Below are 14,361 nucleotides of genomic sequence, written 5' to 3' on the forward strand. Positions count from 1 at the left end.
GTGTGATCGAGGTCGGTGAGCGTGGCCAGGAGCGAGTCCACGTTCGCCATGGCCGCCTGGATCTCCGCGACGGACTTGCCCGACAGGCTCGCCGGGGTCGGCGCCGAGGTCTTGAGGTCCTCAGGCAACAGGTCGTACATCATGGAGTAGACGCTGAGCGCGTTGCTCGCGCTGGCCGCCAGCTCCGCGTCCTGGGCGGCGTTGCGGAGCCGGGTGGCGAGGCCTTCGAGGATCACGCCCTCGCCCCCGTCCAGCTCCAGCCCGACGTCGCCGATGTAGTCGCCCCCGGCCGCCACGGCGGCCAGGAGGTCGGCGACGTTCTCGCCCGGGTCAGCGAGGTCGGTGAGGAAGTCGCGGTCGTCGGCGAACCGCTCCTCGAGTGCCTCGGCCTGGGCGTCGATGTCCGCGGAGCTCCTCAACGCCAGCTCGCCCCGGCCGACCATGCGACTGAACTCGTCCGAGGTGATGATGGTCGCGTCGTCCGGGACCGCGCCCGTCCAGGCGTTCGCCTCCACGAACAGGTTGCTGGGTCCGGCAGGGCCACCGCACGAGACCAGGAAGGCCGCGAGTGCGATCGCGACCACCGAACCGAGTTTCGAAACCAACGCTCGTCGCCGCATCGATGCTCCTTGCCGCCCCGGTCAAGCTGCGGCTGACGACAGCCGACCTTGACCGTGAGCCCATCCGAGTCGGGGGGCACGACCCTCGCGCCCGCCCACCGAGTGACTGTCTGGAGGGTAGGCAGGAGTCGGTTATACGGCGGTTATAGGGTGGGGTGAGCAGTCCTCAGCCCGTGGGGTGGCGCCGACGCTGCTGCTGCAGCTAACCCGCTCCGGAGGTGGCGCGCGCCGTGGCGAGGCCAAGGACGGCGCCCGGTGCAGCCTCACCCAAGGGGCTCGCCTCCGGGCGTGCGTGCAGCACGGCCGCCGTCACGAGCCATTCGGCGTTCACCGGTGCCGCGGTCAGTTCGGAGTAGCGGTAGGCGGAGACCCGGAGTTCCGTGATCGACCCCTCGGCTCTGGTCTCGACCCGCAACCAGTGGTCGGCCGGGACCAGGAGCCAATGGTCGAACTTGTCTTCCGCGGCCTGGGTGATGGCGATGTCCTTGGAGGCGTACCTCAAGTCGACGCTCCCGGACTCCGAGTACGTCCTGCCGTGCACCCGGTAGAGGAGCGGTTCGCGTTCCCTGCCCCAGGTCGCGGCGCTGACGTCGTCGGGTAGTCCGGGACGTGAGAAGAGCACCTTGTCGTCGATGAGCCGGGCCCCCGCGGCGGAAACGACCGGGCTGTCCAGCCACACCTCGCCCGCGACCAGCACTTGCCTCTCACCCACCGCCGGGGCGCGGCTGCCGACCTCAGTGCTTACTCCAGCTCCGAGTGAGGCCAGGACCGACGAGCCTGCGGGCGTGGCAGCCTGCGCCAGGGTCGCCTGGTACAGCCGTCGCGTACCTTCCGGAACGAGCTCCAGGACCATGCGCCTGGCCAGCTCACTGGCGAAGACCCAACCGGTGCGCGTGAAGCGCAACCAGCCCCCCTCCTCCAACTCGGGCAGCTTGTCGCCCAGCCCGGCGGCCAGGAGCGCCGCGGTGCTGAGTTCGCCGGCGGCAGTGCTCACGAGTTCGAGCGCGGAGCGCGCGCCCGGGCTCAGCTTCCGGGCCTCCAACGCGAGGCTCGCCCGTACGGTCAGCGGTACGGGTAGGGGCCGATCGGCTGCGATCTGCCCGGCCTCGGCGAGCTTGAGGAGCTCCCCAAGGTAGCGGTGGTTGCCCAGGGAAGCCAGGTAATACCGGGCGCGTTGCGTGAACCCGAGGGCGGTGGGGAACAGCGGTTTGGCGTCCCACCACTGGAGCGGGGGCAGGCACACGAAGCGCAGTCGTTCGGGCACGACGGCCGCGCGGAGCCGCAGGATGACCTCGGGCTCGGTGCCGAAGGCCGAGCGCGCGAGCACCCAGAGCCGCTCCTCCCCCCGCGCCACCGCCGCGGCGAGGTCCTCGGAGCCGGGGTCCGTCAGGTCGATGTAGTTGACGCTCGGGGCCGCCCCGCCGGTACCGACCACGAACGGGAGCCGGAGCCGCCCTGCGAGGTCTCGTGCCACAGAGCGCCGCCCCGACCCCGGCTCGCCCGAGAGGATCACCACGTGAGGGAGTGCGATCCCGTGGGACAGCGACTCGACCAGGTCGATGCGGGGGCTGGTAGGGGCCACGCTCCCGGCCTTGATCCTCTGGCGCTCGAGCCACTCCTGATAGTCGGGGGAGATGTCATCGAGTCCCTCAAGGGGCTCGCCGACGCCGGCCGAAACCGCGAGCACGCCGGGCGCCAAGCTCAAAGGGTCGAGCGCGTCCGTGAACAGCGCGCGGCCGAGGGGACCGAGCGTGTCCCGCAGGCGGTGGAGCTCCACCCGCAGGTTCTGCAGCGCCTGGCCGTGACCCCAGAGCATATGAGCGAGCTTCTGCCGCGTGGCTGGACCTTCCAGCGCGAGGTAATAGAGGAGGGCGAGGCCCTTGCGCCTGACCCTCACGCGCTCACCTCGGATCTCGAGCCGCGCCGTACCCCTCGTCGAGAGTTCCGCCGGTGGCGCCGGATAAGTACTGCGGTGCGTGAGTTCCATGTTTCCCCCCGTGGGAGACGCGCTTGGCGACGACCGTAGCCGGAACGCGCCGTGGTGTTGCCGATGACGTGAGGCTAGCAGCGCGGCTCTTACTGAACTCTCACAATGCCGGGGTCCGTTTGAGCGTGGGCGTTACCTGGCCGTTACCGTGCCCCGAGCCGAAGGCCCGAACGGTAACGGCAGCCCCGCGTTCGCGTGGGGCACGGTGACTACGGGGTTAACGCGTCGGTCACGGGCCAACGACTACCTTCCTGGGTACCGGCACCTGTACGGGGCCAGTACGTTCCAAGGAAAGAGGTAGCTATGTTTCGCAAGCTCGTCATCGCCATCCTGGTCGTCGCAGTGACCGCCGTCGCGGCCGCTCAGACCCAGCAGATCGCGCCCACCCGGGCCCCGACCACCGCCGACGCCATCGCCAAGGGCTCGGCCAAGGCCGAAGTCTCCCAGACGGTGAACCTGATCATCCCGCAAGCGACCGCCCTGCACCTCGATGCCTCCACCCTGACCTTCGACATCACCAAGCTCGATGGCAACCAGTGGGCCGAACGCGCCCGCAGCGGCGAGACTCCCGACGGGTTCAACCTCGCCTGCGTGTACGCGTTGGGGGCCGACGTGACCTCCACCCTGAACACCACGTTCTGGGGTCAGACCCAGACGCTGCCCGGCGGTACCAAGTACGACGCCGGCACCTACCCCAACATCAGCGTCACCGGCACCCCGGTCGTGAACTACCCACCACTGCGCCTTGACTCCAACAACGAACTGATCCCCGGCAGCAAGAACTACATCGTCTGCTACCAGTCGTTCATCATGCAGCTCTTCTCCAACTTCGGGTTCTGGGACCTGCAGGTGAGCCGTAACGACACGACGTCGCAGGGCATCCAGCACCTCTACGTCCAGGGCAACACCTGCTCCGACTTCGGCGATGGCACGGGCCTCTACGCCCTCAACGACAAGACGGTCGTCCACCTGATCCCGAAGTCCCTCAACGCCGGCACCACGGGCATGCAGGCGATGAAGAGCGGCTCCAAGTGCGACTACGCGAACTCCAGCTGGCTCGACGTCCTCGGCGTGCTCGCGGTCAAGGTCAACTCGGACTTCTACGGCACGAGCGTGGCCAACCTCACCTACACCCTCCTCTCCTCGGACACGCAGTTCTAAGGTCCTGAGTCCACCGCAGGCCGGTCGGGGGTCGTCCCCGACCGGCTTGCGAAACGTCACGCCCCGGCAGGCGCGCCGAACGCTATCTTCCGAACATGGGACCGAAACTTATGAACAGACATCTCGAAGCCGTGACAAGGGTCGTAGGTATGGGTTTGCTGCTGTCCGTCTGCGCCCTCGCCTTGGCCCAGGGCGGGGCGGCGCTGATGGACCCGGCGTCGAAGGTCTACGTCGTCGCGACCGGCCAGGCGCTGGCGAGCCAGGTCAGGATCACCAACCCGGCACCCACCCCGCAACGCTTCCGGCTCTACTTGTCCGATTGGAACCTGAACGCCGGCGGTAACTTCGACTTCTTCGACTCCGGGACCTTGGAGCGCAGCGCCAGCTCCTGGGTGACCTTCCCCGATTCGACGGTCGAGCTGGCCGGCTTCGAGAGCCGCGATATCGCCTACACCGTCAACGTGCCAGCCGACGCCGAACCGGGGACGCACTGGACGGTGCTGTTCGCGGAGGGGGAGCCGTCGGAGCCCGAGCCGGGCCAGACTGCGGCCGCGATCTCGGTGCGGGTCGGCCACATCATCTACGTGAACGTGCCGGAACTCCGCTCGGAGGGGTCCGTCGTGGGCCTGTTCGGCGCGCCACCGACCGCGGCCGGCCGACCCTACACCGTGATCGCGCAGTACCTGAACTCCGGGAACGCCGCGCAGGGCGTAGGCGGCGCCTTCACGCTCCGCAACGACAGGGGCGAGACGGTCATCGAGGCGACCATCGACAAGAGCGTCGTCCTCCCTGGGGGCGAGCGGGCGTTCCAGGTCAACGTGATGGGGCCGTTGCCCGCAGGCAACTACACAGCCCTCGTCGTACTCAACTACGGGGACGACGAGCGTGACGTCGCGGGCTCCTACGACTTCCTCCTGTCGGAGCCTCTCGGCGAGCCGGACACCGAAGGGGAGTAAGGATGAGCGGCCATGCACGCCCGAGGTCCGGCGCGGCGCTCCCAGCGCGGCGGCTCTCCGCCCTCGCGGCGATGGCGCTCACCGCCTGCGCCGGGGTCGCGTTCGGCCAGGCCATGAGTACTGGGACCGATCATGCCGCGCTAACGCTGTCCATCGGCGCGGAAGTCGCGCAGCAAGTGTCGTTGAGCCTACCCGTCTCGACCCTCACGTTCGACCTCGTCGGGGGAGGCGCGGCCGCGGACGGAGCGGACTGCGTCATCGGTGCGACGGTGACCGACACCGCGGTGGTGGGCCCGGCGCTAGGCCCCACGACGCTCGCCCCGGCGGGCGTCACCTTCGCGCTCGACGGGGCTGCGGTGACGTTCACCGGTGGTGACCGAGCCGCCGCCGGGACGACGCCGGGCGACCAGCGTGAGGTCTGCTTCAAGGACTTCACGCTGACCGCCTTTTCGAACGTCCCTGGCTGGCAGCTGAGCGTGGACAGACTGCCCGGACCGGGCGGCCGTGGCATAGAACGCCTTTACGTCGGGGCGGCCTGCCCGCCGGTCGGAGGTGGCGGGTTCTACTTGTTGCGAGAGGGTGACTCTGCCCCGCTGGTGCTGGCGCCCAGCCGTGACGCGTGCCGCGATGTCCGCGTCGTCGTGGGCGTCCGGCCCGCTGGGGAGGGCGGCGGCATGTCGACAGCCAGCCTGCGCTACACGCTCCTGGCTCCAGGCGACGCGTTCGGCGTCGCGCCGCGCTAGCCAGGCACGGGTCGCGGCTCAGGTGCCGCATCGAACGTCGCAGTCGAGGAGGAGCAAGATGACCGAAGCAACAACCCCGCTCGTGGGCCGCATTGGGCGCCGCGGGCTACTCGTCGCGCTCTTGATGGCGGCGGTGGCGCTCCTCGTTCCGAGCGCGGCCGCCCAGGCCACGTGGTCGGTGGACAGTCTCATCCCGGAGACGCTCTCCATCAGGGTTCCGACCACCACGATCAGCTTCGTCATCGCTGGCGCCGGTTACCCGCCCGCGGCGTTCCCGGCGACCTACCCGGCGACCAGCCCCGACGGCGGGACCCTCCCCGTACAGGTGTTCAGCAACGCCGCAGGCGTCTGGAGCCTCATGCTCGAGGTCCAGGACCTGGTCAGCCCCGCGGGCGCGGCAGTCGTGCCGGCATCGCAGGTCATGTACCGCGTCAACGGCGGCCTGTGGCTGCGGGCCGACGGCAGCCCGCAGGTCATATACAGCCAGGTCGGTCAGACCGTCGGCTGGCTCGAGCTGCGCGTGGAGTTCGCCCTCGAGCTCACCGGCAGGGAGCTGGCCGGTTCGTACCTCGTCAACGCCGTCGTGTCGGCGATCCGCGAACCGGGGTTCTGACGATGCGCGCCGTCAAGCGAGCGCTGCTGCTGCTCTCGCTCTCGGCGCTCTCGTGGGCCAGCGCGCTCGAGGTCGTCGGCGCCCCGACGGCCAGAGGAGCGATCGGTGACTACGTCACCTTGGCGTTCCACCTCGCCGGCTCCGGCGAGTACACCTACACCGTGGCGGCGGCTCCGCCGTGGGAGCCCTTGGCTCGGTCCGGCAGGGTGCAAGTGGCCGGCACCGGTTTCGTGTCTGTGACCCTGCGGGTGCCGCGTCTGGCACAGGCCGAGGTCCCCGCCCCGGTCGTCATCACCTTCGTGAACGCGGCCGTCCCGGCGGACACGGCTACCGGCACGGGCTACGTGACGGCGGAGGGAGCGAGCGCCGTCTCCATCACCGCGCCCGCGAGCGTGGAGGGGGCTACCGACCAACCCCTCGCCTTCTCCATCATCGTCGGCAACCGCGGGAACCTCCCCGACGTGTTCGACCTCACGGGCACCAGCAGCATGTGGGTCGTGCGCTTCGAGGCTGACCAGGTGGGCCTGGCGCCTGGCGAGGAGCGCGAGCTCCGGGTAGTGCTCGATCCCGTCGGGTCCGTCACCTCCGGCTTCCGCACGATCGTCTACCTCACCGCTACCTCGCGCAGCGATCCTGCCGCCGGCACCCAGGCCTTCGTCGAGGCGTCGTTCTTCGACGGCGGCAGCGCCGGCGCCCCCCGGCCGGCGAGCGCGCCGCGCGTCGACCTCGCGGTGGGGACCGGGTTGACGGGGCGCATGACCATCGACGGTTCCGGAGCGAGCGCGACGCTCGACTACGACGTCAACCCCCGGCTGAGTGGTGATCTCTCGGACTTCGTCAGGGCTTCGGCCGAGGTGGGCCGGTTCGCCGGGTCGCTGGCGGACCCGTTCGAGGAGGTACCGTCGCGGATGTACCTCGGGCTGACGGGGGCGGCCTGGGACGCCGCCGCCGCGATCGGCGACGGCAGCTACTCCCTCTCCGGTGCCGGGCTCGTCGGCGCGTGGCGCCTGGGTGGCTCGGGTAGTTACATGGGGGGCACCGGTCGCGACGCCCTCGCGCTCACCGCGTTCGCGGTCAGCCAGGACGACGACCTCGACCTCCAGTTCAGCGGCTCGACGCGTTGGAGCGCTGTCGGCCGGCACGACGGACTGGCCGCCGTCTACCGTACCCCGCTCAGCGACTCGGTGCTCCTTACGCTGGGCGGTGGGTTGGCGGGTACGTGGGCCGAGGACCGCTACGCCGTCACTCTTGGGGTTTCCGAGAGCCTGAGTTACCAGACCCAGGCGTTCGATGTGACCCAGACGTACTCGGGCGTGCCGCTCGCGGGGATCCACGCCGTCGGGCTCAGCGGCGGGTTGCGGTCGGCGGGCCCCTTCGGTGTCAGAGCCGCCACCTCCCTGCAGCTCGGCGGGTCCGCTTACACCTGGTCCAACTCGGTCACCGTCTCCGCTGCCCCCGCGCCCGGCGTGGGCGTCAGCCTGACCGGGGGCTGGCAGGACGCGACCTTCGGCACCACGTGGAGCGTGAGGCCGACCCTTTCCCTCACGTACCGCGCGGCCGGCGCCCAGGTCGGGCTCGCTGTCAGTTACGCCCACACGGGGGTCGTGCGTGGCGACGCGGCCGTGAGCGACCGGTATCGTGCGGGCGCGAGCCTGGGGCTCGGACCTGTGAGCGCCGACGCGAGCGCCACCTACACTCGCAGTGAGGCCACGGGGGACGAACCGGGCGGCGCGAGGCTGGAGGCGATGGCGGGCGTGACCTATCGCCCGGGCCTAGGCACGACGGCCGCTGCGGAGTTCGAGTACGCGTCCGACACGGGCAAGGGTGAGGGATCCGCGAAGTTCGGGGTCAGCTGGACCGAGGCTTGGACCCCGACCATCGCCACTCAGCTCAGCTACGAGCGCACTCAGGCGACCGACTACGACTCCGGAAGGTACTCGCAGGACGAACGCATCGCCCTCGTCGGTCAGTTCAGCGACGTGGGGCTCGAGGGCCTCAACTTGAGCGCGGGTTATGCGCTCAGCTCGCAGACCGGCCTGCTCGCCGGCGTCGCGCCACTCAGGCACGACCTGAGCTTCCGCGTGAGTTACGTGCTGCGTTTCTCCTTCGACACCCCCCGGCCCGTCGTCGACATGTTCGGGGGCCGCAAGGGGGGCGAGGTTCGCGGGGTGGCATTCCTGGATCGTGACCTCGACGGTCGCTTCGGTCCCGGTGACGAGAGCCTGGTGGGTGTCACGATCGGCCTGGGTGACGAGGCCACCGTGACCGGTCCCGACGGGAGCTACGACCTGCGCGTTCCGGGTGGCGTCAACGCCTGGTCCGTCGGGGCGGGGCTGCCCGCGTCGTTGCGTCTGGCTGCTGCGGGGCAGGTCGCGGTGACCGAGAACACGGTCCAGGTGATCGACCTGCCCTTCGTGCCGGTGGTCAGCGTCTCGATCATGCTGTTCGATGACCTCGACGACGACGGCATGAGGGGGGCCGGCGAGAACGGCATCGCTTACGGTGGCGTGATCGTCGAGGGCCCCGTGAACCACGAGCTCATGGTCGATGCCAGGGGCGGAATCGTGATCAGCGACCTGCTACCCGGTCGGTACGTGATCAGGGCCGATCCCGACCGCCTGCCGCGCCGCTATCGGCCAACGACCGAGCCAATCACCATCGTCTTGCGCGAGGGTGACCGGCCCGTGCCGGTCACGGTCGGCGCCGGCGCGCCACCGCGCGAGGTCGCGACGACCTTCGCAGTCGGGTCCTTGGCGGTCATCGCGCGAGCGAGTGCGACCTCCGTTGCCGTCGGCGACACGTTGGAACTGACCGCCCTCGTTACCGGTCGTGCCGAACGGGTTCTCGCCCGCCTCGGCGAGATCGAGTTCGAACTCGTCGACAGCGGAGGGAGGTGGACCGGAACGGTCGTCGTGCCGGAGGGCTTCGCTCCCGGGAGGACGAGCGTGATGGTCACGGCGTCCGCGGGCGACCAGACCGCGACTACCAAGGTGGAAGTCGTCATCAGGTGATGCCCGCTTCCCGTGCGCGCGAGGCGCTGGACGCCGGCCCCGGGGAGCGTACATGATCTGGGTGTAGGCCCAACCGCCCTGGGCGCGGGCCGAGCTCGTCGGAGGAGGCAGCCGGATGCTCGACATGCTCGCAAGGACTTGGTGGACCAGCCTGTTCAGGGGGATCGCCCTGGTGATCTTCGGCGCCATCGCGCTCTTATGGCCGGGGCTGACGTTGGTGGCCCTGATCTATACCTATGCGGTGTTCGCCCTGGTCGACGGCGCCTTCTCGCTCGCCTCGCTCGTCGCCCGCACCGGCATCGGGCCGTGGTGGGCCCAGCTCTTCGGGGGCCTGCTCAGCGTCGCGGCAGGCGTTGTCGCGCTGGTGTTGCCGGGGCTGACGGTGCTCACCTTCCTCTACCTGATCGCCGCTTGGGCCGTGCTCCGCGGTTTCATGGACATCGTGGTCGCGGTGGCCCTGCGCAAGGAGATCAGCAACGAGTGGTCGTTGATCCTCGCCGGCGTCGTCTCGATCGTCTTCGGCGTCGTGCTCGCCGTCTGGCCGGGCGCCGGCCTGGTCACGTTCGTCGGGTTGATAGCGGTGTTCGCGCTCGTGGCCGGCGTGGCGCTCATCGCGCTCGCGTTCCGCCTCAAGGGTGCGAACGACCGCCGGGAGCAGGCGCGGCGAGCGCGCGCCTGACGGCGCGGGCGACTGCTCGCCGCGGACCGTGGCGGCACGCCCGTGACGGCGGTCTCGTGACGGCGTGGCGGTGGGCCGCTCGCGGTGCGCGGTGGGCGAGATGACGGACCCCGCGACCGTACGGTCGCGGGGTCTTTCCGACCTGGCGCAGGCCCCACGGCGCCGGTCGAACGAGGGGAGGGCCGCCGGCGCCGACCAGGGGCGACGGAACCGACGGCGGAAAGGGCCGGCGCCTTGGTGGGCGCCGGCCGGCTAGGCGCTAGTCGCCCGCCAGAGCGGCGCGCCTCTGCATGATCACGGTGGAGGCGCGTTCCCTGGCCTCCAGCGACGCGAGGAAGCGCCAGACGAAGAGCAAGGTCGTGAGCAGCAGGCCGGGGTAGCCGACGGCTGCCGCGAGGTACGGGATCGTCGGATCGCCACCCTGCACGCGGGGGAGGTTGTAGCTCAGCAACCCGAACGTGATGATGAAGCCGAACACCCACATGGCGAGCAGCCAGGTCCCCGCCTCGAAGCCGCGGAGCGGTCGCGACCAACCGGACGTCGGTGGCGCGTACTCGTCGGCCCGCGGCGCCGGCGCCTGCACGCGGTGCCCGAGGGTCGCGAGGTCGAAGACGAGCAGCAGCACGCCCGCGAAGAAGACGAGGCCGAAGAGCACGAGCAGGACCTTGTACGTGCCCATGGCGGGGTAGATGTCGCCGCCGAACCAGTCGAGGCCGAGGGTACGGTACGTGAAGACCTGGATCGTCCCGCCGATGGCGAACGCGAACGCGATGCCGAGCATGCCGAGGAACACGAGCCAGAAGGCGAGCCGCCCGAAGCGCTGGTCGAAGTCGAGCGCCTGACGCAGCTTCGGGACGATAAAGTACGCGGCGCCGAGGCCGAGCATGCCGAACGTGCCGAACATGGAGAGGTGCGCGTGGCTGGGCGTCACCCAGGTGCCGTGCGACCAGACGTTCGTGAGGGCGAAGGTCATCGTGAAGCCGAGGATGCCGGCGCCGACCATCTCGAGCACCGCGGAGCCCAACAGGAAGTAGAACGCGGGCTTGTTCTCGATGGGCTTCCTGTCGTGGTGGGCGTCGAGGTACATGTGCCAGAAGCACAAGATGAGCGGCAGCGGCTCGAGCGCGCTGAAGAGCGATCCCCAGAACTGCCAGAACTCCGGCGTGCCGACCCAGAAGTAGTGGTGGGCGTTGCCGAGCAGTCCCGAGAGCCACACGAGGGTGACGCCCCAGAAGACGGCGTAGCCGACCGCCTTGACGTCGGCCTTGAACATGAGCACGAGCAGGATGCCGATGAGGCTGATGTGGATGACCTCCCACACGCCCTCGACCCAGTAGTGAACGACGAACCAGCGGAAGTACTCCTGCAGGTCGATGCGGCCGATGAAGAACATGCCGAAGACCCACATGACGGTGAGGGCCGTGACACCGATGGCGAGGCCCCAATGGATCTCGTTCCACTCGCTGCGCTTCGGGAACGTGCGTAGCACCACGTAGGCGAGGATGGCGAAGCCGATCAGGATGATGATGTCGGCGATGCGCCCCGCCTCGAGGTACTCGAGGCCCTCCTGGATCCACGGTTGCCCGAGCCACCAGCCGGCGACGCCCTTCTGGGCGAAGAAGATGGCGACGGCGTTCCAGACGGTCACCGCCACCAGCGCCACGAACAGGAACTTGATGAGCCACGGGGCCGCCAGCTCGCGCTTGGAGAGCAGCGGCCCGACGAAAAGGATCGTGCCGATGAAGCCGGAGAGGATCCAGAGCACGCCGAGGTTCACGTGCTGGGAGCGGGTGATGTTGAAGTTCATCGTGCCGCTGAGGAGCGTCGGGTCCGTGTGCTGCAGCGAGAGGAGCACGCCGAGCGCGACCTGCACGAGCAGGAGCACGAACATGAGGAGGAAGAAGCGTAGGCTGAGGCGTTGGGTGCGGTAAGTGGTCATTGCTTCTCCAGCGAGCGGATGTAGGCGACGATCGCCGCCACCTCGTCAGCGTCGAGGACGGCTTCGTATGCGGGCATGACTCCCGCCGGGTAGCCCGCGGCCACCGCCGCGTCGGGGTGGGTGATCGACTCGGTGAGGAAGGCGTCGTCGACCTTGGCGCTCCCGCCGCCCTCGAGGGGCTGGTCGCTTCCGAACAGGCCGCCCCAGCCCGGCCCGACGAGGCGGGCCTCCGTCTTGGCGTGGCAGGCGAAGCAGCCGTACTGGTCGGCTAGGGCGAGGCCGGTCGCGGCGAGGTCGGCGGGCGCCGGGGCGCCTGAGGTCGTGGTTCCGGCCGCCGCCGCGCCGGCCGTCGTGGTCGTGTCCACGCTCGTCGTGGCGCTCGCTGTAGTGCTCGCGGTCGCGCCCGCGGTCGCCACGACGTTACTGGCCTTGGCAGCCTGCGGGAACTCGAGGCCGTTCACCTTCGGCGTGGGTGGCCACCCTTCCGTGTCCATCAGGGACGTGTACTTGAGGAAGGCGATGACCTCGTTGACCTCGCCCGCCCTGAACGTCAGGTTGGGCATGAACGTGGGCTGGCCCCCGCGGCGCTCGATGCGCTCCTTGGCGCCGGGGTAAGCCGCGTAGTAGGCGGCGAGGTCCGTGATGCCCGTCTCGGTCACCTGGTTCTGGCTCTGGAGCTGGACGCGCAGGGCCGCCTCGGTGGGCCAGGTTCCGGCCGACGGGAGGAACGCGGCGAGCCATGCGGGCCCGGCCGACTCGAACGTGTTCGTGAGGTCGGGGCCGAGGTACGCCCCGTTACCGACGATCGTGTGGCAGCCCATGCAGTTGTAGCTCTGGAAGACGCGCTTGCCGTCCACCGCGCCGAAGACCTCCGCGTACGTGACCGCGTCCGGCGTGACCTGGTCGCGCGAGCCAACGAACGAGAACGCGGACAGGACGATGAAGACCATGATCATCAGCGCCAGAATGAGCAGCGCCGTTCGGCGGCGCCCGTACTCGGCCCGGTCGGCGTCCGCAGCCATCAGTGGTCTCCCGGGAGCGCGGTCCCGTGGTCGTGATGGTCGTGCTCGTGCGCGGGGTGGGAGTGCCCCTCGTGGCCGTCGTGGCTGAAGAGGGTGCGCAGCGCTCGGAAGAAGACGTAGAAGACGAACACGGCCAGCGCGTAGCCGATGACCATGTAGAGCCACCACGCCGTTCGCGATTCGGCGAAGTAGCTGAACGAGCGCCAGTACGGCCAGGACAGCGCGAGGGACGCCAGGCTCGCTACGAGCGACAGCGTGAGGTCGATGGCTTTCTGCATGCGGGGGCCTCCATCTCTTCGGTCCGCCCTGGGTTGGATTGCGTGGTGGCTACGCGGCGGACCTCGTCACCTCTAAACGTGGAGTCACATGTCCAAGTTATAGCGCTGAGGTTGGCCGGCTGGGATTGACCTGGGTCATGAGGGGGACGTGAGTCCCTTGACGTCGTGTCTGCGAGAGGTCCGGAGCCGGGGTGCGTTGACAAAAGTGGTATATGAAAGGTATAAACAATGGCGATACACAAGCGCGGTCACGAGCCACCGTCGGTTGGGATGCCGGCGGGGTCGCCGCCGCGAAGGCCGTTCTTCGATAGAAGGAGTTCACGCATGATGCGACCCATCCGCATGGCTGCCCTGTTGCTCGCGGGGATGTTCCTCACGTCCGCGCTGGCGCAGACGAACCTGACCTTCTGGAGCTGGCGCACGGAGGATGTGGCGGCGTACGAGAAGTTCATCGCCGAGTTCCACGCCCAGAACCCGGACATCAACGTCACGTTCACGCCGTACCTCAACACCGAGTACAACACCATCGTCTCCACGGCGCTGCAGGGCGGCGGCGGGCCGGACATCGTCCACCTGCGCGCGTACGGCGGCATGGAGCCCCTGGCCCAGGCCGGCCTCCTCGTGCGCCTGGACGACAAGGTTCCTGCACTCGGCGACTTCGACCCCGGCATCCTCCTCGGCGCCACCAACCGCGCCGACGGCGGTGTCTACGGCGTGCCGTTCGCGCTGCAGACGGTGCAGGTGCTCTACAACGTCGACATGTTCGAGAGCCTCGGCCTGAGCGTGCCGACGACGTGGGCCGAGTTCCTCGCGGTCGGGGACGCGCTCAAGGCCTCAGGCGTCTACGCCCTCGCCAACGGCGCCAAGGAACCGTGGACGCTCGAGACGCTCTTCGGCGGCGTGGCGCCCACGTTCTACGGCTGCACGCCGTTCTTCCAGGAGATCACGACCGGCAAGACGAACTTCCTCGATGCCCGCTTCACGGGCGCCCTCCAACGCATGCTCGACCTGCGCCCGTACATGGCCGACAACTACATGGGCGTCGCCTACACGGACATGCAGACCCTGTTCGCCTTCGGCCAGGCCGGCATGCTCGTGGGCGGCTCCTACGAACTCGGCAACATGAAGAGCCTCAACCCCGACCTAAGGGTCGGCGCCTTCGCTGTCCCCGGTGACGCTGCCGCGGACGCGAGCTGCGTCAGCTACTACGTCGACGGCTCCTACGGCATCAACGCCGCCAGTAGCCACCAGGCCGAGGCCCTCAAGTTCATCCAGTTCCTCGCCAGCAAGCAGTACGGGCAGATGTTCACCGACGAGCTGCAGCAGATCTCGGCCGTGCCAGGCACCACGCC

At 69.2% G+C, this 14,361-nt stretch carries 12 protein-coding genes; 7 read left to right on the forward strand and 5 right to left on the reverse strand.

All coding sequences use genetic code 11. The annotated features are described in order from the left end of the window. Positions 1 to 584 (reverse strand): hypothetical protein (locus M9914_13995; protein ID MCO5175286.1); only part of this gene is annotated, 584 nt, incomplete at its 3' end. 238 nt (positions 585 to 822) lie between these two features. Further along, positions 823 to 2,607 (reverse strand): ATP-binding protein, encoded by a 1,785-nt coding sequence (locus M9914_14000; GenBank protein ID MCO5175287.1) that lies wholly within the window; start codon positions 2,605 to 2,607, stop codon positions 823 to 825. A gap of 303 nt (positions 2,608 to 2,910) precedes the next feature. Between M9914_14000 and M9914_14005 the strand changes: the two genes are divergently transcribed. The 6 genes from M9914_14005 to M9914_14030 all read left to right on the forward strand — a co-directional run bounded on the left by M9914_14005 (position 2,911) and on the right by M9914_14030 (position 9,770). Then, entirely contained in the window at positions 2,911 to 3,768 is an 858-nt protein-coding gene (locus M9914_14005; protein MCO5175288.1) for a hypothetical protein, read from the forward strand. 95 nt (positions 3,769 to 3,863) lie between these two features. Beyond that, on the forward strand, positions 3,864 to 4,724 hold the full coding sequence (locus M9914_14010; GenBank protein ID MCO5175289.1) for a hypothetical protein: 861 nt from the start codon (positions 3,864 to 3,866) through the stop codon (positions 4,722 to 4,724). Between the two features lie 2 nt (positions 4,725 to 4,726). Continuing rightward, positions 4,727 to 5,467, forward strand: coding sequence for a hypothetical protein (locus M9914_14015; protein MCO5175290.1), 741 nt, complete (start codon positions 4,727 to 4,729; stop codon positions 5,465 to 5,467). Between the two features lie 58 nt (positions 5,468 to 5,525). Further along, positions 5,526 to 6,080 carry a hypothetical protein gene (locus M9914_14020; protein MCO5175291.1) on the forward strand — a complete coding sequence of 185 codons (555 nt, stop codon included), beginning with the start codon at positions 5,526 to 5,528 and terminating at the stop codon, positions 6,078 to 6,080. A 2-nt stretch (positions 6,081 to 6,082) separates the two neighbouring features. After that, a complete protein-coding gene (locus M9914_14025; GenBank protein MCO5175292.1) occupies positions 6,083 to 9,091 on the forward strand; it encodes a hypothetical protein in 3,009 nt (1,002 codons plus the stop codon). 124 nt (positions 9,092 to 9,215) lie between these two features. Beyond that, entirely contained in the window at positions 9,216 to 9,770 is a 555-nt protein-coding gene (locus M9914_14030; protein ID MCO5175293.1) for an HdeD family acid-resistance protein, read from the forward strand. Between the two features lie 259 nt (positions 9,771 to 10,029). On the opposite strand, the gene M9914_14035 is transcribed toward M9914_14030, so the two are convergent. From M9914_14035 to M9914_14045, 3 genes are read right to left on the reverse strand one after another with little or no spacing between them, the layout of a single operon-like run. Then, positions 10,030 to 11,709, reverse strand: coding sequence for a cbb3-type cytochrome c oxidase subunit I (locus M9914_14035; protein ID MCO5175294.1), 1,680 nt, complete (start codon positions 11,707 to 11,709; stop codon positions 10,030 to 10,032). Continuing rightward, positions 11,706 to 12,731 carry a c-type cytochrome gene (locus M9914_14040; GenBank protein MCO5175295.1) on the reverse strand — a complete coding sequence of 342 codons (1,026 nt, stop codon included), beginning with the start codon at positions 12,729 to 12,731 and terminating at the stop codon, positions 11,706 to 11,708. Before M9914_14040 ends, M9914_14035 begins: the two co-directional genes overlap by 4 nt. Continuing rightward, positions 12,731 to 13,009: a hypothetical protein gene (locus M9914_14045; protein ID MCO5175296.1), complete on the reverse strand. Its 279-nt coding sequence runs from the start codon at positions 13,007 to 13,009 to the stop codon at positions 12,731 to 12,733. The genes M9914_14040 and M9914_14045 overlap by 1 nt, the downstream gene beginning before the upstream one ends. 324 nt (positions 13,010 to 13,333) lie before the next feature. Between M9914_14045 and M9914_14050 the strand changes: the two genes are divergently transcribed. Further along, on the forward strand, positions 13,334 to 14,361 hold a 1,028-nt coding region (locus M9914_14050; protein MCO5175297.1), incomplete at its 3' end, for an extracellular solute-binding protein.

The organism is Trueperaceae bacterium (assembly GCA_023954415.1).
Lineage (GTDB): Bacteria > Deinococcota > Deinococci > Deinococcales > Trueperaceae > JAAYYF01.